The 19,760-nt window shown below is 43.0% G+C and carries 20 protein-coding genes; 6 read left to right on the plus strand and 14 right to left on the minus strand.

Features of this window, described 5'->3' with window-relative positions; genetic code table 11:
- The first annotated feature begins 149 nt into the window (after positions 1 to 149).
- Both ACX0G9_RS10110 and ACX0G9_RS10115 read left to right on the plus strand, forming a co-directional pair.
- Complete coding sequence (locus ACX0G9_RS10110) at positions 150 to 548, plus strand: DoxX family protein (protein ID WP_459064776.1); 399 nt, start codon at positions 150 to 152, stop codon at positions 546 to 548.
- Positions 549 to 755: 207 nt separating this feature from the next.
- Positions 756 to 1,412, plus strand: coding sequence for a hypothetical protein (locus tag ACX0G9_RS10115; RefSeq protein WP_459064777.1), 657 nt, complete (start codon positions 756 to 758; stop codon positions 1,410 to 1,412).
- A gap of 60 nt (positions 1,413 to 1,472) precedes the next feature.
- On the opposite strand, the gene ACX0G9_RS10120 is transcribed toward ACX0G9_RS10115, so the two are convergent.
- Positions 1,473 to 2,810 carry a vanadium-dependent haloperoxidase gene (locus ACX0G9_RS10120; protein WP_459064778.1) on the minus strand — a complete coding sequence of 446 codons (1,338 nt, stop codon included), beginning with the start codon at positions 2,808 to 2,810 and terminating at the stop codon, positions 1,473 to 1,475.
- 141 nt (positions 2,811 to 2,951) lie between these two features.
- Here ACX0G9_RS10120 and ACX0G9_RS10125 point away from each other — a divergent pair, with 141 nt between their 5' ends.
- The 4 genes from ACX0G9_RS10125 (at position 2,952) to ACX0G9_RS10140 (ending at position 5,394) form a co-directional block, all read left to right on the plus strand.
- Positions 2,952 to 3,959 carry a hypothetical protein gene (locus tag ACX0G9_RS10125; protein ID WP_459064779.1) on the plus strand — a complete coding sequence of 336 codons (1,008 nt, stop codon included), beginning with the start codon at positions 2,952 to 2,954 and terminating at the stop codon, positions 3,957 to 3,959.
- A 238-nt stretch (positions 3,960 to 4,197) separates the two neighbouring features.
- Positions 4,198 to 4,527, plus strand: coding sequence for an ArsR/SmtB family transcription factor (locus ACX0G9_RS10130; RefSeq protein WP_459064780.1), 330 nt, complete (start codon positions 4,198 to 4,200; stop codon positions 4,525 to 4,527).
- Positions 4,528 to 4,531: 4 nt separating this feature from the next.
- Complete coding sequence (locus ACX0G9_RS10135) at positions 4,532 to 4,996, plus strand: SRPBCC family protein (RefSeq protein ID WP_459064781.1); 465 nt, start codon at positions 4,532 to 4,534, stop codon at positions 4,994 to 4,996.
- Positions 4,993 to 5,394 carry an LIC_13387 family protein gene (locus tag ACX0G9_RS10140; RefSeq protein WP_459064782.1) on the plus strand — a complete coding sequence of 134 codons (402 nt, stop codon included), beginning with the start codon at positions 4,993 to 4,995 and terminating at the stop codon, positions 5,392 to 5,394. Before ACX0G9_RS10135 ends, ACX0G9_RS10140 begins: the two co-directional genes overlap by 4 nt.
- 608 nt (positions 5,395 to 6,002) lie before the next feature.
- On the opposite strand, the gene ACX0G9_RS10145 is transcribed toward ACX0G9_RS10140, so the two are convergent.
- From ACX0G9_RS10145 to ACX0G9_RS10205, 13 genes are all read right to left on the minus strand, one after another.
- Positions 6,003 to 6,212: a transposase domain-containing protein gene (locus ACX0G9_RS10145; protein ID WP_459064783.1), complete on the minus strand. Its 210-nt coding sequence runs from the start codon at positions 6,210 to 6,212 to the stop codon at positions 6,003 to 6,005.
- A gap of 146 nt (positions 6,213 to 6,358) precedes the next feature.
- Positions 6,359 to 6,553, minus strand: coding sequence for a hypothetical protein (locus tag ACX0G9_RS10150; RefSeq protein ID WP_459064784.1), 195 nt, complete (start codon positions 6,551 to 6,553; stop codon positions 6,359 to 6,361).
- A gap of 89 nt (positions 6,554 to 6,642) precedes the next feature.
- Complete coding sequence (locus tag ACX0G9_RS10155; RefSeq protein ID WP_459064785.1) at positions 6,643 to 7,689, minus strand: tyrosine-type recombinase/integrase; 1,047 nt, start codon at positions 7,687 to 7,689, stop codon at positions 6,643 to 6,645.
- Entirely contained in the window at positions 7,676 to 8,629 is a 954-nt protein-coding gene (locus tag ACX0G9_RS10160) for a tyrosine-type recombinase/integrase (protein WP_459064786.1), read from the minus strand. Before ACX0G9_RS10160 ends, ACX0G9_RS10155 begins: the two co-directional genes overlap by 14 nt.
- A gap of 341 nt (positions 8,630 to 8,970) precedes the next feature.
- A complete protein-coding gene (locus tag ACX0G9_RS10165; protein WP_459064787.1) occupies positions 8,971 to 9,129 on the minus strand; it encodes a hypothetical protein in 159 nt (52 codons plus the stop codon).
- 12 nt (positions 9,130 to 9,141) lie between these two features.
- Positions 9,142 to 10,020 carry an IS3 family transposase gene (locus ACX0G9_RS10170; protein ID WP_459064883.1) on the minus strand — a complete coding sequence of 293 codons (879 nt, stop codon included), beginning with the start codon at positions 10,018 to 10,020 and terminating at the stop codon, positions 9,142 to 9,144.
- Positions 10,002 to 10,310: a transposase gene (locus ACX0G9_RS10175; RefSeq protein WP_459064788.1), complete on the minus strand. Its 309-nt coding sequence runs from the start codon at positions 10,308 to 10,310 to the stop codon at positions 10,002 to 10,004. The genes ACX0G9_RS10170 and ACX0G9_RS10175 overlap by 19 nt, the downstream gene beginning before the upstream one ends.
- Positions 10,311 to 10,358: 48 nt before the next feature.
- Positions 10,359 to 11,474, minus strand: coding sequence for a tyrosine-type recombinase/integrase (locus ACX0G9_RS10180; protein ID WP_459064789.1), 1,116 nt, complete (start codon positions 11,472 to 11,474; stop codon positions 10,359 to 10,361).
- 90 nt (positions 11,475 to 11,564) lie between these two features.
- Positions 11,565 to 12,440: a tyrosine-type recombinase/integrase gene (locus tag ACX0G9_RS10185; protein ID WP_459064790.1), complete on the minus strand. Its 876-nt coding sequence runs from the start codon at positions 12,438 to 12,440 to the stop codon at positions 11,565 to 11,567.
- Positions 12,427 to 13,398, minus strand: a complete 972-nt coding sequence (locus ACX0G9_RS10190) for a tyrosine-type recombinase/integrase (protein WP_459064791.1) — start codon at positions 13,396 to 13,398, stop codon at positions 12,427 to 12,429. The genes ACX0G9_RS10185 and ACX0G9_RS10190 overlap by 14 nt, the downstream gene beginning before the upstream one ends.
- Positions 13,391 to 14,527 (minus strand): site-specific integrase, encoded by a 1,137-nt coding sequence (locus ACX0G9_RS10195; RefSeq protein ID WP_459064792.1) that lies wholly within the window; start codon positions 14,525 to 14,527, stop codon positions 13,391 to 13,393. Before ACX0G9_RS10195 ends, ACX0G9_RS10190 begins: the two co-directional genes overlap by 8 nt.
- 380 nt (positions 14,528 to 14,907) lie before the next feature.
- Positions 14,908 to 15,363 (minus strand): hypothetical protein, encoded by a 456-nt coding sequence (locus tag ACX0G9_RS10200; protein ID WP_459064793.1) that lies wholly within the window; start codon positions 15,361 to 15,363, stop codon positions 14,908 to 14,910.
- An 18-nt stretch (positions 15,364 to 15,381) separates the two neighbouring features.
- Complete coding sequence (locus tag ACX0G9_RS10205) at positions 15,382 to 19,740, minus strand: DUF6443 domain-containing protein (RefSeq protein ID WP_459064794.1); 4,359 nt, start codon at positions 19,738 to 19,740, stop codon at positions 15,382 to 15,384.
- Positions 19,741 to 19,760 lie beyond the last annotated feature (20 nt).

Raw genomic sequence — 19,760 nt, forward strand, 5'->3', positions numbered from 1 at the left:
CCCTTGTCGCAAATTACCCCTTAGATTGTCGTTTTCACACATTTCTGTTTCCGGTAAAAGGTCGTTTATTTGCTGGTATAAATTAGTGGTCAAAAAAATACAAACTAACCGCTACCACCAAATCAGCAAAAAAAACAAAAACCAACAACATGGAAACAACTACCATTCCGAAAGCACAGCTTTGGACAGGTCGCATCATGAGCGGGATCGTAATCCTCTTTATGTTATTCGACGCCATCATAAAATTTCTAAAAACTCCCCAGGTCATTGATGCCACTGTGAAAGAACTGGGATTTAAGGAACATCATATCCTGTTAATGGCTTTTCTTTCCCTTATCCCTGCTTTACTCTATATGATCCCCCGCACAGCCGTTCTGGGAGCGGTCTTACTGACTGGTCTTTATGGCGGCGCCATTACCGCGAACCTCCGGGTAGACAATCCGCTCTTTAGCCATAATTTATTCCCGGTTTATCTCGGTATTCTTATGTGGGGCGGAATCTGGCTGAGAAGTCCAAAATTACAGGCTTTACTTCCGGTGAACAGATGAAAGATTTGCAACAAAAAGTCAAAAAAGACATTGGCAACCAGGTTACCATTTGCATTTTGGAACGTATAAAATGAAATAATGATGCCGGAGTTTCCTTAAAATAACAGACCGGGTTGCTGAGTATCTGAAATATTGTTTATTTTCCCTCCCCGACAAACCTTGTCCTGTTAAAATGGCCATTCTTATCACGCAAACCTGATCAATAATATGCCTGAATCCTTTCTGACCTTTCAAAAATTCAATGATGCAGGACTTGCCTCCGTTATAGCGGAAAGATTTAAAGAACAGCAGATCGAATACCTGATTGAAAATGAGGTGCCCGTTTTTGATGTAAGTTTCGCCAACAACAGTATCGAACCCACGATCCAGCTCAAAGTCAGACCAGCCGATTTCCCGCGGGCCCATGCCACCCTTGAAGCCTGGTATCAGACCCAATTGCAGGACGTTGATCCTGATTATTATTTACTGTCCTTCACCGACAGGGAACTATTAGACATCGTATCCAAGCCGGACGAATGGGGCCATTTTGATTATGCTTTGGCTAAAAAATTATTGACGGACAGGGGAATACCGATCACATCGGATACCGCCAACACCTTAAGGGAAAAACGCCTGGAGGAATTGTCCAAACCGGAAAGGAGCAGCCCGAATTGGATCCTGGCCGGGTATTTTTTTGCTATTTCCGGAGGACTCCTTGGTTTGTTTATAGGCTATTTTCTATGTTATTTTAAAAAAACACTGCCCAATGGCGGGCGGGTCTTTGTATATGCCGAACCGGAAAGAAAACACGGCCAAAGGATCATGATCATATCGGCAATCAGCTCGGCCATTTGGCTATCAGTACTTCTATTTCGGGGATCCTGATCCACCTTGATCTTTTTTAAAATGAACCAGGAGATTGACTTTACCACTTTACGAAAAATCCTATTTCTTCATTCTCAGCCGGTCCGCCACCAGGGCTCCTACTTCTCTGCCCATTTCATTACTGCGTATGCAGCAATAGTAAAAATGAATGCCTCCATAAAAACGGGCCATTACATTTTCTTTGGCGGCTTCCCGGAAAGAGGAATAAGATCTTTGCGGGATGCCAAATTCCAGTTCCGTAGTGTCCGTGTATTTAAAGTTGTCGCCAAAGACACTCGTCAGTGCTTCTGAACAGGCGGCAGAGATCGTACAATGCCCGCAGGTATATTCCGGGAAGGGGGGCGTTTGTAAATGAGGGCGCCAATTGGGATCGAAATATTTATTGATCACGGTTTCCGGACGACTGGTGTTATAGGTATATTTTATATTCCAGCACTGGATAAATCCGTCAAAAAGAGCGATGGCGGTCTTAGCATAGGCATAGACTGTTTCGGGAAAATCGGCTCCGGATTGTTTGGCCGCTATTCCTACGATACCCATCCAATGGCCGCCGGGAGAAAACTTCTTGGTACCGAACATCAGGTGCCCGGATACATTTAGTTTAAAGGGATTGTCATCCCAGAAATCGGCGATAAAAGCCTGTTCGGGTGTAAGACTATCGACCGCTACCTGGATCTTCTTCACCTCTTGGAAATAGAGGCTGGATGGATTAGTTATATCAAAGGGATAAGGAGGTTGGGGAATGAACTGTCTGGGACTATCGATCACCAGGGTCCGGATCTCCTTCCAATGCGGTTCCATGGCCGAGGTATAAGCCGGTGGCGTAGGCACCCATCTTCCGGGCGAATCATTAACCGAATACTCAGGGGCTCCCCTAGTTTGCAAATAATTGTCTTTTTTACTCCAGCGAATAATGGCCATACCCACAGAGTCTGAAAAGGCAAGGGTGTTATCATACAGATCATCCGGCATACCATGATCTTTGGCCAATCGTTTCAGACTGTCCACATACCCCTTCATACTTCCTTCCGGGAAAGTGACGGCTTCGCCCAGCTTGCAATAGGCCAGTAAAGAAGCCAGTTCGACATTCACTTTTTTCTCTGGGAGTGGTTGGGGAACCTCCTTTAAACCATGTAACTGACCGGCCAGGGAGGTATACTTGTCCGGATACCCGGCGGCAACCACCTCATAGGCGGCGATCGCGGCATACATATAATTCCGGGAGGCGACAATGGGACTGAAATTATTACCCATCACTACATAGTTCAATTCATGGACGGTATTGTATAAAAGAGCAGGATCCTTAAATACCTTATCATAATCCTTTTTTGAATTACAGGAAATAAGCCCCAAAAGGATCAGGCTGAAACCCAATATAAAAGCAGTACAATTTTTCATACAACAAACATATAATTAGTGAGAAACGCAGCTTATAAAAGAGGAAGAGTGCATCCTGCAAGGAGCGAAAATAAGGATTTAATAGTGATATTTTTTTACATATATCACTTTTTTCATATATTAGATCCAAATTTCGGCCATATGAAACAGGAGCTAATACCGCTCAACAAGGGTTTGAAAAAGAAAAACAAATTAAAAGCCGTGATACGAGAGTGGGCAAGACGTCAGGCTTGTCGTTTTGGCGATTGGCTGGGTGTTTACAATGTTGATATATCCACAAGATTATTGGGACATTTCAGGTTATACCGGCATTTTAAAATTGATTATGAATATTACCATGGAAAGCTGCCCCCTGCCAATGCCTACATCCTTTATTACAGGAGCATGTGCAATACGAAATTCCGTATTTCCCGTGCAACTGCCTTATTTTTTCTCTCTTCCTGGAGTTTGTACTATTCGATTATGGAAATAGCTCAGATCAATCGACTTTTGGTCAATGGGTCTACCGACATTTTGCATGAATTCTTACTGGAGGCGGAGAGCAATTACGAAGCAGCCTGTGCCAGAGCAATGGAACGGATCAAGGACCCTTCCTTTTTAAACAAGCTGGTCAATAAGTCCTCGATCACACTTCCGCCTAAAATTTTTCAAATCAACCAGGAGAACAACAACCACACTACCAACAATCACCAATACAATACCTTCTCCCATACAGATGTCCACACAGAAGTTCATAACGAAATATATCAGGAAGTCCATCAGGAATTTCATACCCAGTCCATTGTCCGGGAGGGTATAAAAGGGAAGGAAAAAGGAGTATTCTCTAAAAAACAAATCCTCATATTATTTGATCTTCTCGGAGAAGATTCCAAGATAGACAAGATCGATTTCACCAAACCCAATAAATTCGGGGAAATTGCCGGGCTCTTCCATGCCATAACCGGTAAGGGTAGGGATACATTTATCGAAGAATTACAGAATGCCCGTAACAAAGGATTGTATACTTTCCATACCCAGGGAGAATTGAACCAACTTTTAACCATCCTGACCAACTTCGCGGAGATATTCCGAAAGGCGGGTCAAAAGTCAATTGCTAAGCTGGCGGAGAAAAAGATCATGGAATTGGAGGCTAAGAAAAAAAAAAATTAATATTCGAACCCAGGTGCACAGCCTGAGTGGTTTACCTTTTCCCCTCTGCCCGCCATACACCCGAAGATTCCTGCCCCCTCTACAGCAGTACTGGTTAACCGTTGAAACTAAATATGTTGTGAAGGAAGGCAATCCTTTCAATTTTTTTTGTCGAATAAGTTAAAATAGTATTTGCAAATATAAAAACTATCAGTAAGTTTACACTTACCGTAAGCTAACACTTACCATTAAAAAATTTATGCCAGTAGCTACCCGATACGACCTCGCTTTTAACGCGCTTGGTGACCCAACTCGCAGGACCATCTTTGAAAAGCTACAAAACGGACCGCTTTCCGTCGTCCACATCGCCGAAGGGCTGCCCGTCAGTCGCCCCGCAGTCTCCCAGCACCTCAAAGTGCTGAAAGAAGCCAAACTTATAAATATCAACCAACAGGGCACCCGTAGCATTTGTGCCATTAACCAGGAAGGAATAATTGCCTTGAGAAATTACCTTGACCGGTTCTGGAACGATGCTCTTGCCGCGTTCAAAAAAGTAGCAGAACAAGAAGAAAAAAAAAGAAAAAAATAATAATATGACGACCACAACGATCACACCTATCAGAAAGGAACTCCTCGTGGAATCCTCGCAGGAGACTGCATTCAATGTATTCACCAGGAAAATGGGCCTTTGGTGGCCGAAGAGCCACCACACCGGTAGTTGCCCTATGATAGAACTAGTCCTTGAACCCGGCCTGAACGGCCGCTGGTATTCAAGACACGAAGACGGCAGCGAGGTCAATGTCGGTCATGTCCTGATCTGGGCTCCCCACGGAAAACTCGTGCTCAACTGGCAAATCAACGGAGATTTCAAATATGATCCCGAACTAACCACGGAGGTGGAGATACAATTCATCGCCAAAGGTCCCAAAAAGACGCTTGTCACACTGGAACACCGCGACCTTGAACGCCTCAGCGGCGACAAAACCATCGCCATGATGGATGAGGGTTGGGGCATGATAATTAACCTTTACAAAGACCTAACCAATCAGCAGGCATGAAACCAAAATTATTACTTCGTATCGCGGCCGCACTGATGCTATTGCACACCATCGGCCACAGTATAGGCGCGCTCAGCTGGAAAAAGGCACCCAACGCTCAGATCGGGAACGTAATAGGGGCGATGCAGAACCAACATTTCGAGTTTATGGGACGCCAGGTCTCATTCGGCGGTTTTTACGAAGGCTATGTCATCAGTATGATCTTTGTGCTGCTGCTCATCACCGTGCTGTTAACGCTGGTGTCAAATAACCCTCAATACCCTATGGTTGCCGCACTAAGCGTGTTCCTGATACTGCTAGCCATCACCGAATACATCTATTTCTTTCCCTTTGCAGCGGCATTCTCCCTGCTGGCAGGGCTTTGCGCAGGATTCACCTTATTTAAAAAACCAATCTGATGAAAAATAAACCCGTTCAGTTCATTGCATGATCAGTGGTTTGAAACACTTCCCGTCGCCATTTTTAAATCTCGCTCCATAATCGTACTCTTCTTCTATAAGCCATACGATGCAAAGAGTTCATATAATTTACAATTTCTTGCCAGATTTATCAGTAGCATAATCTTCATGTATATCAATATCCAATATTTCGGCATTCGCTTTTAAATCAACTCTGTTTTTTGGATTTGGAACATATAATAATGTATCAAACCTTCTTATGTCCTCCATATAATCATAAAACGCAACCTCGTTGTTGACGGTATTATTAATCTTCACTTCTTCCCGGTTGAGTATTTTGTTGTGGAACTACGATCTTTGAGATGAGCATAAACAATCTGAAGATAGAGCGGGATCAGCGGGACTTGAGTTTTGTGATGGCATTACGTGTTTGCCAGTTTTATCAACTGGATTTGCATGCTTTTATTTCCATGCTGAGTGATGAAGAACTCGGGCCCTAGGATTATTCAGTCATCCGGGTGCAAAGGCAACGGGAAAGAAAAAAGGCGGAAGCGGCCATGGCAAAAATTATTAACATTAAAAACAATTCGGTGATTTCCCGGTAGCCTTTACATGCAGGCGCTCTGTGGTTTCTTGTTGAATGCCGGTTTCCAGCACTGCGGCACCAATTCCAGTAGATTGTCTTTGGGCTGGTTGGGTAATCTGTGTAAAACATCCTCCAGCCATTTTGCCGGATTTATCTTTTGGATCTTACAGCTGGCAATCAGATTATAAGCAATGGCGGCAAGCTCTCCGCCCCGGTGGGAACCAGCGAACATATGGTTGTGCCGCCCTAAATTATGTAAAGCTTTGCATAATTTAGGTTATGTAAAGCTGAGGATTATGTAAAGTATGTGACAAGTTATTGCTTGTATTTCAAAGCAGCAATGATTTTCTGTCACATAACTTTACATAATAAACAGGGTCAAAAGCGCTTAAGCCAATCCAACAGGTTCTCATTCGACAGCCAGACAGGTGCTTTTTCAGGCACGACGGATATATAAGCCTTTTCAATAGCTTCTCGTTTTGCACGTGAATCAGCCCTGGCGTAGATCTCTGTTGTCTGGACGGACACATGGCCGAGAATATCCCTGATAAAATCCAAACGTTTGGATTTCATACGTTATCCTAACTCCAATAAAATCCGAACTTTTACAGGCAGATCTCTGATTAACAGATAAGATTATCTATAAAAGTTCGGATTATTTTTCAATTAATTTTTATTCTCCTTCCAAAAAGTTGAGAGAGGTTATCTTTTCCTCTACCCCAACTTCTTGGTATATTTTTAGTTTTTTCATCTTCCAGGGATATCATTGCTTTTGCCTTCATGTCTATGGTTATATCCAGATAGACCATTGTCGTAGTTAAATTGGCATGGCCAAGGAGTTTTGATAGTTGGGCAATGTTCATCCCGTCATGCAACAGATGGCTAGCCTTAGCATGCCTAAATTGGTGTGCATGAAGATTAAGAGGCACATCAGGGCAAGTTTGATGAGCAATAACAGCATATTTCTTTAGGCGCTTGTTAATTGCTTCCTGGCTTATCTTTCCTTGATTGCCTTTTACTCTGGAGTAAAACAGATATCTATCCTTAGCTGGCTCCGAACCGTGGAATTTCTTAATAAATTTGCAAAGATGGCTTACTAACTTCGGCGGTAGATATAAGGTTCTAATTTTGGATCCTTTACCAATAATAGTTGCGTGAGGATTATCAGGATTAAGATGCAAGTCTGATATTGTCAACGACAAAACCTCATCGATTCTGGCAGCTGTACCGTATAGAAATGCCATAAGAACAATATCCCTATAACCCGTCGATGTGTAGGCATCCGGCACAGACATGAGTGCCTTAATAGCATTTTCAGTCAAGCCATTGACCTTTTTCGGTATTTCCTTCATTCGATGGATGTTTTTAGATTCCAATAAGAGATATCTGTATTTAATGTTCTGTTCGCCAATATATTGCAGGTAGGCTCTTATCGAGGCTAATCGAACATTGCAGCTTTGGGGACTACAACCCCTTTTATTTTTGAGCCAGATAAGCCACTCTTTTATTGCCTCCGGAGAAAAGTCATTACTAGAACTGAAAGAAGTTGATTTTAAGCGCCTAACGTCTTCAAGGAAGTCAATATAAAGTTTCATGCCGGATTCATAAGACCGTATTGTATTATGACTGTTTGTTAGTGCACATTCATCAATCCAGGAATCATAATATTTGGCTAATTCCAGGGCATCATTTTTTTTATTCTTCATCATTAGGTAAATCAGGGATTAATTTATTAAAAGATTTTCCTGACAGGTCTTCAATAATACCAGCCAGTTTCGGAACCAGGGAGTAATAGTACATGGTACTCTTTAGGGTACTATGCCCCATACTCTTGCTTAATGCTACCAGTTTGTCATGGATTTCAAAACCATGGTTAGTCCATTTATTTACATTTTCAACAGCATAGTTATGTCTCAGGCTGTAAGCAACAGTTTTTGTATCATTATATTTATAGCATAACTCGCTAAACTGCTTATACACCCAAATGTTCCAATGACATTTATCTTTACAGCTAGGGAAAAAGATTTTTCGACCAGGCATTAATTTTGATACAGCGTTATCATAACGAACAAGCAGTTCTCTCATCGTATCGTGAAGTACAACTCGGTGCTCATTATATCCTTTGGTGTAACGAACATTGATAACGCCATTTTGAAGGTCAACATCATTTTTCCTTAGCAGTCTGGCTTCCGTTGTTCTAAGGCCACTGCTATAGAGTAGCCTAAAGAAAACGGGAACCTCCATTACCCTAAGTTTTACTTGAATTGGCGCCCCATCTTTGATTTCGTCACATGCCTTGAAGAAGTTTTTCAATTCCTTTTCGCTAAAAGAGTGAGGGATATGGGTGTTAGTTCTAACATGAGGTGCCTTTGGTATTTTTACATCTATCCAATTTCGTTGCTCTGCATGTCGTAAAAAGGTGACTATCGGATATATTCTGGTGCGATTGGATATCGCTTTCTCAGTATCCCTTTTCGCGCACCACCAGTCAATCATTTCCTGAGTTAAGTATTTGCTTTCAGGATATCTTTTGTTGCAATCGCGATAAAACTGGACAAGAGAAAATGTCGTGCTTTCTTTGAGTCCAGACACTTCACGGAACTTAAGATATATGTCTAGCATTTCCTTAAATATAATCGGTGTTGTCATTTTTTAAAGACCTCCTTTCCAATGGGGTACATCTCGATACTTAACGCACATTCCTTTAGACGAATAAGATCTGATTCAAGATATGATTCGATAGATTTAGGTGATGCATGGCCTAGTGAGGTGTGTTGATCTTGCCGGACAGTGAAGTTGATAAGGTGATTAAATTATAGTTTATTACATGCATTGATGCCAATACCTCTGCAAACCTAATAAAAAAGATTCATGGGCGAAGCCCATTCCTTTGTTTCTTTTTTTGCTTCTTTTTTTCTTAAAAAATAACCCCGAGCAAAATCTGCTACAGCCCTTTTCTGTACTGCATTTCATCGACTTGATCATTTGTTTTATTTGATCGGTTTCGCTACATTTGTTTTGCCGGAAAGAAGCGGAAGCAGGCTCTGCTGAGGAGCAACTTGCCAGGAATATTTCCAGCCATCGGTGCATCGTTGTTCTTTGACATGTTTATATTTCAAGCTCTTTGGAGGACTATTCACTGTGTTCATATTACTATCGATTTATTTATTTTCAAAATCAGTTGGCGACATATATCCTATTGAGGAATGAAGCCGTTTGGTATTGTAGTACATCTCGATGTATTCGAATATTTCACTGCGGGCATCTTCTGCTGTCTGGAAGGCCCCACCTTCCAGCATTTCAGCTTTGAAGCGGGAAAAGAAGGATTCCATGTGCGCGTTGTCATAGGGGTTATCTGCATCGCTCATGCTCTGCAGAATATTATGCTTCGCCAGCTTTTTACGAAAGTCATTCCCTGCATATTGGCCTCCACGATCAGAATGTAGCAACAATCGCTGGATCAATCTTCGGACATGTAATGCCTTTTGAAGCGATTCGATCACCAGCGATTCTCGCATATGATCCTGGAGATCCCAGCCTACAATTTTCCGGGAATAAAGGTCCATCCACACCGACAGATACAAAAAGCTACCATTCACCATAGGGATATAAGTGATATCTCCAACCCACACCTCATTGCGGCTGCCTGGACCTTTTCTTTCCTTCAAGAGGTTGGGGCTAATGCGATAGGTATGCCGACTATCCGTCGTTTTGGGAACAAACGACCTTGGCTGGATCGCTCTTAACCCATTACGGGAAAGCAATTTCCTGGCTTTATATTGACCTATAGCAACCCCTCTGTGAGAAAGCTCCTTAACTATCCTTCTGGAACCATAGCGACGCTTATGCTCCTTAAAAACGGAGATCACTTCGTTTTCTATCACTTTGTCCGTATTTTTTATCTGATAGGTTTGGCCTGCTTTCCAGGCGTAATAACAGCTTCGTCGTATTTTTAACACCGAACAAAGCAATTGAATGGGATACTCCGTTCGCAGCTCATCTATGAAGCAATAGGTCGTCGTTAAGTCCCACGGCTGAATACGACCAAGGCTTTTTTTAAGATATCACGCTCCTGCTCAGCTCGGCGAAGTTCCGCTCTGAGCCGCTCAATCTCTGCTGCTGCATCGGCACTATACCCACCTGGCGATCCATTTCCATTCCCTGTACCCTTATGAGCCTTCTTTTTCCAGGTATATATTAAATTTTCGCTGATACCTAAGGCCTCGGATACCTCAGACACCGGCCGGCCTGACATAATCATCTTCAGGACGTCCTCTTTAAACGAATCATCGTACTTGCGGCGTGTTTTTTTCGTACTCTTTCCAGTCATTGTTACTCAAATTTAAGCAACTTGAGTGTCCGGATAAATTAATACATCTCATAGTACCTGGGAGATAATAGGAGTTTGAGTCCCACTTTGTAGCAGTGTTACTGCAAAATTGTGTCTAAATAAATGAGTTCCTCTTTTACCTCCTTCTACTCTAACACCAGCTTTTGTCAATACAGCAGTTGTGGCATTATATATAGATGTAGTCCTGAGCTTTCTTGCTTTTTTATCCTGAGTCAAAAATATTGTTTCGTTCTTAGAATCAGGTCTTTCCTGCTCTATGTAATGAAATATTGCATTACCCACAACTGGCCGTAGAGGTATTGTCAATGGGGCGCCTGTTTTATTTTGAATAAGATGGATTAAATTATGCTCCCAATCAATGTTATCAAATTTAAGAGCTGCAATATCACAACCGCGAAGACCTGTATAGAAAGCTATAGTTACAATAGCCTTATCACGAAGAGTTAGATTTGTGCAATTAACACCCAAAAGAACGGATTTTATTTTCTCTAGTTCTTCCCTTTCTAAAAATGGATATGTCTTATGCCTCTTTTTCATCGTCGGGAGAAAGGCGATAATTCTTTCGCATTCACCATTATGGCAGTGAGGAATACATTCTTTAAAAACGGTCCTAATCTGTTTCACAACATCATATCCCCTTACAATCTTCACTCCATCATGGAAATAGCGCTGGGCAGTTCTTTCAGAGATATCAAGTAAGGAATGTGTTCCATCCTGCTGCTGATATTGAAAGAACTTAATTGTTGCTAGTTTCAAATGCCTGATATACGATTCCGATACACCTCGATCAATTGCTGAATTTACAAAAGCATCAATTATATTTTTGTACTCAGGGAAAAGAGACTCATAGCCGTCTTGTTTAAGAAAACCGCAACGGTGAATAGAAGTTGGAAAAATTCCCTTCAAATCGAATTGCTTAATCTTTCCGGTAATCTTAAACTTATGACGAAGTGTAGCTTTTGTATACTTCTTACTTAATGACCTGTAATACTCCTCGTATGAATGTATACCGGGATCAGACCCATCCATTAGAATTTGATTAATATCAGTTCTGAATTTGCCAATGTAGGCTTTCGTATATCCGTTCGCTCGCAGATATTCAATGAGCAGAGGATACTTGTGTCTTAAATTTTCGACGTTCATATTTTTTTTAGTTTAGTGAACGCCATAATATTATAATAAAATCCTAACTAAGACTCATTGCAATGAGCCCATTATTAGATAATTAGGGCATCAAGTTCGGATTTTATTAGAGTTAGGATAACTTATGTATACAAGATTAACACCGGCCTGCAACAAATGCATTGCTTTTGAATGCCGCAGCACATGACAGCTGATCTTGTCTGGCAAATGAACATCGCTGTTTCTCTTGGCCATATCTGCGTATTTGCGCAGAATATGGTTTACTCCAGCACGGGTGAGTTTATCGCCACGGCTGTTAAAGAACAACGGATGCTCATTGTTGCAGATCTGGACAAGTTCGTGCTCTGTGAGGTAAGGTTTTAACAACTTTACCTGTTCGTCAAGCATTGGGACAATTCGGGTCTTATTACCTTTACCGGCGATTCGGATAGTACTCAGCTTATCGAGTCTCAGACTGGATGGTTTCAAATCAATGACCTCCTGAACCCGTGCACCTGTGTCGTACATCAGGGAAAGCAATGCTAGGTCGCGTCTGCCTTTGACGGTACGTATATCTGGTTGTTGTAAAAGCACCTTTATCGCATCGATCGACAAATAGTTCATAGCAACACTGGCCTTTCGTTTCATCGGTATGTTCAGTATCTTCTGGCATTCATGCAAGTGCTCTGGATGCTGATACTGGATGTAGCTGAAAAAGGCATGGATAGCAGCTAGTCTTGCATTCCGTGTCGCGTTGCCGTTCTTGCGTTCTGCTTGGAGCCAATCGAGGAAGCCAACAACAGTTGCCTGGGTGATCATTTGCAATGTCAGCCGTGATACCATGATACTTTGCGTTTCCATGTAAGCGATGAACAGGACGAAAGTGTCCCGGTAAGCACAGATCGTGTTTTTGCTGGCACCGCGTTCATGCGATAAATACCCGATCAGAAACCCTGACAGGTATTTTGAAAAGTCAGTAGGTTTCATAGCCTGTCGTATTTGGGAAAACATTAATGCATATCCTGTCCACGTCTTTCAGCAAGCCAGGGTACATTGCAGAGACCAGCCTGACGTAGTGGTTTGTCGATTCGATCGCTTTATGTCCAAGGTAGGTGGATAGCACCGGTAACGAACAATAAACATCTGTCCCCCCCTCTGCCATCATTGCCAAAGAGTGCACGCTGAATGAATGCCGCAATGCGTGCGGTGTTACACCCCGGCCCCTCGGGATGCCTGCGGTTGATAACAAACGACCGAACCAGTGGCTGAAGCAATTGTATTTGATCCTCCTTCCGTCAGGTGCGATGAAAAAGTGATCATCTTTTACCAGACTCGCAGGTAGCTGGTTTCTATAAGAGACATATTGTCTCAGCACGACTGCCAGAGAATCTGAGAAGGGGATAGCACGCTCTTGACCATTCTTACTATCTCGGACAATGATGAATTGATCATCCAAGTTCACATCGCTCATGGTTAGTGCTACAGCTTCACCACCTCTTAGACCTGTAGCATACAGCAACCTTAGAAGTGCAGGCATGGTAAACATGATCTGGCGCAGCCCCTTTTTTACCCGGAAGTTGTCTGCTGCATCAAAAAGTCGGCGAAGCTCATCCTGCGAATAGATATGTGGCGTAAAGTCCGTTTTGCATAACGGTAAACGCATCACATACGAGGGAATGCCCTGTTCATTAAGGAACGTGGCCAACTGATTGAGGAGTAAAGCTCTATGAAAGTTGTACGATGACGACAGGTTGACTGCGGCTTGCATCCATGCTTTTGAAAGATCAGGAGTAATGCCTAACCGGTTTTCCCCACGCTCAATCGTAAAGCGGTCAAAGATGGCTAGTATAGTCTCCTCTGTTCTCTGTTTGAAACCTAACTGTCTTTTATAAGCCAGGTATTGTTCAAGATACGGTTCATAAATACCGGTGAAGTGCCTACGCATAAAAGTATCCTCCTTTCTGACTGTAAAAGTCGTTGGATACAGGTGGCACATCAAGCATGCATTGCTTCATAGAAGTCAGGTCTACCCGTAAGTAATACTTCGTTGAACTGGAGCTCTCATGCCCCAGCACTTCGGTGATTACCGGTAATACTGTACTTTGCTCCAACAGTAGACTGGCAAGGCTGTGACGAAGCGCATGCGGGCCATAATGACGATGACCGATATTGACACCTGATGCGACAAATGCGGTATTAACCAGATTGGTTATACAACAACTATGTATTCGTCCGAACGGAGACCGAGCAAGCAAGAACACATAAGGTTCCTCAGATACCGGCCGGCCATACTTCAGGTAATCAATGATCGCTTCGCCAACTTCTGCAAGCAATGGAAGCTGTAGTTCCCGACCTGTCTTATATTGGTTAAGCTGGATCGTACTTTGTTCCCAATGCAGGTTCTCAAATCTCATCCCGGCAATGTCGGAAGCTCTGAGACCAAGTCTGGCAGCAAGAAGGACAATTGCATAATTGCGTTTACCACAGGCATTCGACCGATCAATTGTACCGATCATTTGCTGGATCTCATCCGTTTTGAAGACAGAGGGTAGTTTGGCTTGCTTCATGTAATTGTCCCTGGGCACAGAAAGTGAAGTGTCCGTTTTTAGTATCCCTTGTTCAAAAAGGTACTTTAAAAAGGTCCTTATCGCTCTCAAGGTCATATGGGCAACGGTCGGATGGCGCACGTCCAGGGTTTTAAGATAATCGAGAATTACGAACTTGTCTACTTTGTCCATGGACATCAAACCTTTCTCTTTCGGGAAGATGAGAAATCGGCTTAGGTAGTGCTCACGTTCATTTATCGTCGATGGCTTTAACCGAAGTGATACCAGATGAGCGACGAACTGTTTTACCAATTCACCGATCGGACCGTCCAGTATGATCCGTTCCCTGTAACTCACGAGGGTGCCAGTATCGTAGAACTCACAGAGCACGTTGATGATCTTTACCACATCTTTGTCGTGCTTGGAAAGGGCGGCGTAGTCGAACTCACCAAACTGATTGAATAGATATTGTCTGCCGACAGTGGAAGTAAATTCACTGATGCCCTGAGCGAGTAACTGACGATACATTCGTAGCCAGTAAACGCGATACCAAATGACGGTGTTCTAAGTCCTTAGCAGTTTGCTTACTAATACTTCGCCTGCGTCAAAAATGAGTTGATCGAAGGTTGTCCGAATTTTTCTCATAACTGGTTGTTTTAATGATCGCTACATTGCGGTCACTATAACAACAGACATGATTATGTAAAGTGTTTTGGTTCAAAACAAATTTCTGACGCAGGTTTTACCCTTTTCTTTACATAATCCTCAGCTTTACATAACCCAACGCAATGGATCTAATCTGTCCTTCCACCTCAAAGTTTTTAGAACTGAAGTAAAACCTTTTTCATGACAATCCAAATTTCCTTCGACATCTTCATCAGATTCATTGGAGTAGGCAATTGGGGCATCTATAATCTCGCCAATTCAGGGTAGCAAACAATTGTGTTATTACTACTAGAGTCATTTAAGTTGGCAAGCATTATTTTCAAGAAACTTGAATAACTTAAATCGTCGCATTTTTCCATTATCGACGAGGTGAGAGGTTTAAAGGTAAAATTTACGGAATTTGCCCTACGAGAAATAGAATCTCTGGAAATTAATTGCCTTAGGCATGACTCTCTGGCATTCCTCTTTCTTTTTCGTTTAAACTCCTTCACAAGAGTTGAATAATATTCTCTATAATACCCCTGCTTCTTCTCTTTTCTATAAACACTTTCTTCATAATTAACCTTAGCTACTGCAATTTTATTAATTAGCGTTTCGGTTTCGGAACAGTTTTCAAGTGCGTTTTGGCCTTTCCTCACCTTTCCCGTTCCGAAAAAACAATAAAAGCTTATCAGGGTCAATATACTTTTAAATATCATAGTTAAAGATTAAAGTCATTAATTTCTTCTATAATAAACTCGTGTAGGATAAACTTTTCCATTAACCGTCATTGTTGGTGCATCAGGGCTATATGAAGCAGGAACATCTCTGGGAGCGTGCTCATAAACACCTAGCTGTCCCCATTTACTTGTTACCTGAGTAGCAAAACCATCTTTATCTACCTGGGAAACAATAGCCGAATGGGTTGGAACAACATTTCCCTTACTATTAACATTATAATAGATTACTCTATCTCCAACCTGATTTGGATCATTAAAAGCAATAGGATGATATAGTTGAGTATTATTGGTTGGATCATTATCCCATTTAGGCCATTGTGGGGAGTTTTCCGGATCATATTGTGAGCCCTGGGAGTTTTCCCACGCGTAGGAATGGCAATTATAGGCTTCTCCATTATTTGACCCATCGAAATTATACTTAGGAGTCGGTGGTTTCATCGGGGCAATTTTTCCCTGAGTTTGTCCTTTCGGAATTGCTGCAACATCCCTTGATACCGGTTTATCCTTAGCTTGCTTATCTCCATCACTACTTCCTCCAACATGTGCATTATATTCTTCCTCACTTATTTCTTTTGGTATTATTACATGAGTTGTTGTATTGTATAAATACTTAACCTTTACCATCTCTTCGCCATCATTTCCCCATGCATCACCCTTTGATCCATCAAGCATGGGTCCGCAATTCTCACAATTATTTAAGGCTGACATTCCATCTGGATCAATAAATCCGGTTGGATTATTGTAGGCATATGTGTAGGGAGACCATCTACGTGTTTTATCAGTCAAAGGATCAATAATATGCCAAACTCCTAATTGTGGGTCCAACATCCTTGCCCCATAGTCATATTCTTCCAATCCTGTACCATCACCAAACTCTTGATTTTGCAACTCCTTACCATTGTAGCGCAACTTATTCTCAGCGTATTGTGTCTTCAACGCCTTATCACTAATCCCCGCCATGGTCAACCCAAACGGATAATAATGATTCTCTTCCAGCATTGGACCGCTATAGGTCTTTACACTTAGGTTATCAAAGAACACGTCCCACCCAGGGGTGGCATTACTCACATAAATATACAAATATCCGCTCTTTGTAATCGGAATTCCCTTATAACTCAACGGAAACTGTAATATACCTCCTGAAGTACCAAATGACCCTACCGGTATCGCTCCACTTTGGGGATACGAGCTTACATAATTGAACTGATTATCCAGCAGAATCCAGTTTAGGTAGGCCGATGGTTTGAGGGATTGCGTAGGATTATTCGTAGTCAGAAAACTGGTCAAGGCTCCTGTTAAGGGATTACCTGCCCCCGTCAGATCAGATAATGAGCCATGCGCTCCTCCCGTCAGCGATACAATACCAGAAGCCAACGATCCCAGCAGATCAGAGGGAGAAAGGTTCGAGCCTGCCGTTCCCGTGCTGTTATAATAATACTGAACCCCCACATCCACTTTATCACCGCTCATGACTTTCAGGATAATGCCTGGCCCCACCTTCTGACCGCTGCCATTTACCCTAGACACACTATCATTGGGACTAGTGACCGTCAGGTCCACAGGATATCCCGAGGCCGCAGTTCTGGCCACATTGGTATTCGGGATATTGTAGAATAAGGCATTCTCCGTATTCCGATAGGCCGCCTCCATCGTCGCCAGGTATTTTGCCGTATCCTTCTGCTGGCTCAGGAGAACCCGTGTATTTCCGAGATGATCTTTCTCCATAAAATCATACTCCCAGCCATAGGCGGTTGTACCCGTGGTATATTTATGAAAGGCCCATCTGGCCCTCCCTTCCTCATGACCCATAAATTGCAGGGTATCGATGCCGGCATTGGGCGCAGTGATTGTATCTGTTTGCTGATACACAAACCCGCCTACATATAAAGTCGTGGTCGCATGCCGGGACAGGCTGTCGAAAACAACTTTTTTCAGTTTTGTGCCCAGGTTATCATAGATATACTGGATATAGCCTTTGCCTTTCATATTCACTTGCGTCGGAAGATTCAGGTAATTATAGACGATGCTGGTGATGGATTTGTTATTGTCTATTGTCAGGTTACCGTTGTTATCATAAGTGTAGTCTGTAGCAGTCTTGGTGACAGGGTTATATTTAAAATCCCCCAGCTTGGAATTCTGATCATTGGCTCCGTCTATTACAACCATTAGTTTGTTGCTGTTCCCGGTATTCTGGTAGGAATAGATCAGGGAATCGATCGATGCAGATCCGCCAATTTTAAAGCCCTTTTGGCGCATACCCTTTATATTGCCGTTCGCATCATAACCCAAGAGGTCTACGCTAAAATCGATTTTGCTTTTATCCCAGGAAGCACCGGAAGTGTTTTGTAGGAAAGCGGCGCCTGTCAACCGGTTCACATTGTCATAAGTAAAATCGTATTTCCGGTTCACACCATCACCGGCACTTTTCCAGATCGTTCCGGCAATATTGCCATTGTAGGCGGGATTCAGGTAACTGGTGGTGCTTGCAATCGAGGCCGTTTTATCATAACTCAGCTCCATGCCAAAATAATTGACGGACGAAGCACCCACATAATTTTTATTGATCCCGGTTAGCCAACCCCGGATATTATAGTCATAGACTAAACTGTCCAGGTTATTTCCGAGGGTTTTTCGCTGCGGCAGCCCTAATTCATTATATTTTATACTGTCGATCAATTGATCGCTACCCGCATTGTCGATATTCTTCCAAATAGCAATCGGTCGTCCCCCCGGATCATACGTAATTTTCGTGCTAACGGTATGGGTCTGCGTTGTATTTCCCAGTTTTTGATGCCGCAGATAGGTCTGCAGGGGTTTGCCGCTAAAATCATACTGGGTAGTGCTGATATCTATTCCCGCTGTCTGGTTATAGTGTTTGACTTGAATTACACGTTTGCGGTCATCATAATAATTGGCCGTCACGATACCACCCATCACAGAAGTAGTGGCTACCCCGGTAACCAATCCCCGCGATTGAATGGACTGGGTCAGGGGTTGAGGATAAGGATAGGACGTATTTTGCGCCGTGGCAAAATTGGCATCATAACTATTGTCTTTACTACCATAAGCCCCATACATACGTGACCAGCTATAATCATCATAATACGTATAGGTCATTACATCGGCAGAAACCGCTGGCGGAAAAGTAGTAGTCAGCGAATACATTGGAAAGACCTGGTTACTGAAGGTTTCTGCCCGCCCTAGGTTTTGGGTGGTCACATAGGCCTGCATCAAGGTCTGGGTATTGCGCGTCGAATCCGTATAAAATCCAATTACGATAGGACGGTTAATCGTATCGTATTTAGTGAATAGCCATTTATTCTGTGTTCGAAGATTGGGATCCTGTGATAAGACCTGTCTGTCCCATTTATCATAGATCAGCCAGACTTCCCCGGCCCCAGGGATTTTTTTAATGATCATCCGTTTACGATAATCGTATTCATACCGGAAACAAAGCTCATCGGCAATCGATTGACTGATCGTCCAGTTTATGGCCCCGGTATTTACCAGCTCCACCGCCCTGGGCTGTAGTACAAAACGAAGATTATCCAGATCGTCATATACATAATAGGTATTCAGCCATCCGATATGTGCCGTTGCGGGAGAAGACGCTAACTGCACTTTTTTCAGGATTACTTTCCCCTGCATGTCTTTATATTCCACTACCTGGTGGTTCTGTTCATCACTGGTAACATTCTCGTACAACAGGCCAGCCTGATAGATGGCTGTCGTCACGGGAATACTGCCCGGTGATGCACCGATCGTCCATATCCGCACGCTGTCGCTAACGGTATTGACCAGGTATTGAGCTCCTACTCCCCTGCTGCTGCCCACCCAGCTGTTTCCAGGCGCATAGGTAGTGAGTGGTCTGCTCAAAGGGGAAGCTTCAAAATTAACCTGGCTGTAAAAATAGGTTTCGCCAGAATATTGACCTGTGCTAAAGCTGGTAGCCTGTTGGAAGGGATCCAGCTTAAAACTTCCATCATTGGTCACATCCCCTGCTTGTGTCACCTTGGAAATAAAAGGGAGGTATTTGTACTGTTCCCGGCCAAAGTTATCATAGACGGAAGCCGTAACCATATCCTGGAGCATAGGACTGATCTGTTTAACTACCGTTTGAACCGGTCTGCCCAACCCGTCCAAATACTGGGTAGTCTGATGCACGTCCTTAACGGGTCGGGTAATCAGCAAAGCAGGACTCTGTTCAGGGGCTAACCCATCCCATGCCCGTATGTAGTTGATAAGGGTTGTATTCGGATAGGCCGTTGGCGGCAGCGTCTGTGCCTGAAGGGTGTAGGAGGTTCCGGCCAGGAGCGATAAGACCGCAAACACCAGGAAAGCATTTTTATAGTGCATATTCTATGAATATTAGAAGG

This window comes from Flavitalea flava, from assembly GCF_054461575.1.

Coding starts and splice junctions, on each gene's coding strand:
- ACX0G9_RS10200 (WP_459064793.1), bottom strand. CDS start 15,363: ATGATATTTAAAAGTATATTGACCCTGATAAGCTTTTATTGTTTTTTC.
- ACX0G9_RS10160 (WP_459064786.1), bottom strand. CDS start 8,629: ATGACAACACCGATTATATTTAAGGAAATGCTAGACATATATCTTAAG.
- ACX0G9_RS10120 (WP_459064778.1), bottom strand. CDS start 2,810: ATGAAAAATTGTACTGCTTTTATATTGGGTTTCAGCCTGATCCTTTTG.
- ACX0G9_RS10140 (WP_459064782.1), top strand. CDS start 4,993: ATGAAACCAAAATTATTACTTCGTATCGCGGCCGCACTGATGCTATTG.
- ACX0G9_RS10135 (WP_459064781.1), top strand. CDS start 4,532: ATGACGACCACAACGATCACACCTATCAGAAAGGAACTCCTCGTGGAA.
- ACX0G9_RS10110 (WP_459064776.1), top strand. CDS start 150: ATGGAAACAACTACCATTCCGAAAGCACAGCTTTGGACAGGTCGCATC.
- ACX0G9_RS10125 (WP_459064779.1), top strand. CDS start 2,952: ATGAAACAGGAGCTAATACCGCTCAACAAGGGTTTGAAAAAGAAAAAC.
- ACX0G9_RS10145 (WP_459064783.1), bottom strand. CDS start 6,212: ATGTTCGCTGGTTCCCACCGGGGCGGAGAGCTTGCCGCCATTGCTTAT.
- ACX0G9_RS10180 (WP_459064789.1), bottom strand. CDS start 11,474: ATGAACGTCGAAAATTTAAGACACAAGTATCCTCTGCTCATTGAATAT.
- ACX0G9_RS10205 (WP_459064794.1), bottom strand. CDS start 19,740: ATGCACTATAAAAATGCTTTCCTGGTGTTTGCGGTCTTATCGCTCCTG.
- ACX0G9_RS10150 (WP_459064784.1), bottom strand. CDS start 6,553: ATGAAATCCAAACGTTTGGATTTTATCAGGGATATTCTCGGCCATGTG.
- ACX0G9_RS10175 (WP_459064788.1), bottom strand. CDS start 10,310: ATGACTGGAAAGAGTACGAAAAAAACACGCCGCAAGTACGATGATTCG.
- ACX0G9_RS10130 (WP_459064780.1), top strand. CDS start 4,198: ATGCCAGTAGCTACCCGATACGACCTCGCTTTTAACGCGCTTGGTGAC.
- ACX0G9_RS10155 (WP_459064785.1), bottom strand. CDS start 7,689: ATGATGAAGAATAAAAAAAATGATGCCCTGGAATTAGCCAAATATTAT.
- ACX0G9_RS10195 (WP_459064792.1), bottom strand. CDS start 14,527: ATGTATCGTCAGTTACTCGCTCAGGGCATCAGTGAATTTACTTCCACT.
- ACX0G9_RS10190 (WP_459064791.1), bottom strand. CDS start 13,398: ATGCGTAGGCACTTCACCGGTATTTATGAACCGTATCTTGAACAATAC.
- ACX0G9_RS10185 (WP_459064790.1), bottom strand. CDS start 12,440: ATGAAACCTACTGACTTTTCAAAATACCTGTCAGGGTTTCTGATCGGG.
- ACX0G9_RS10165 (WP_459064787.1), bottom strand. CDS start 9,129: ATGAACACAGTGAATAGTCCTCCAAAGAGCTTGAAATATAAACATGTC.
- ACX0G9_RS10115 (WP_459064777.1), top strand. CDS start 756: ATGCCTGAATCCTTTCTGACCTTTCAAAAATTCAATGATGCAGGACTT.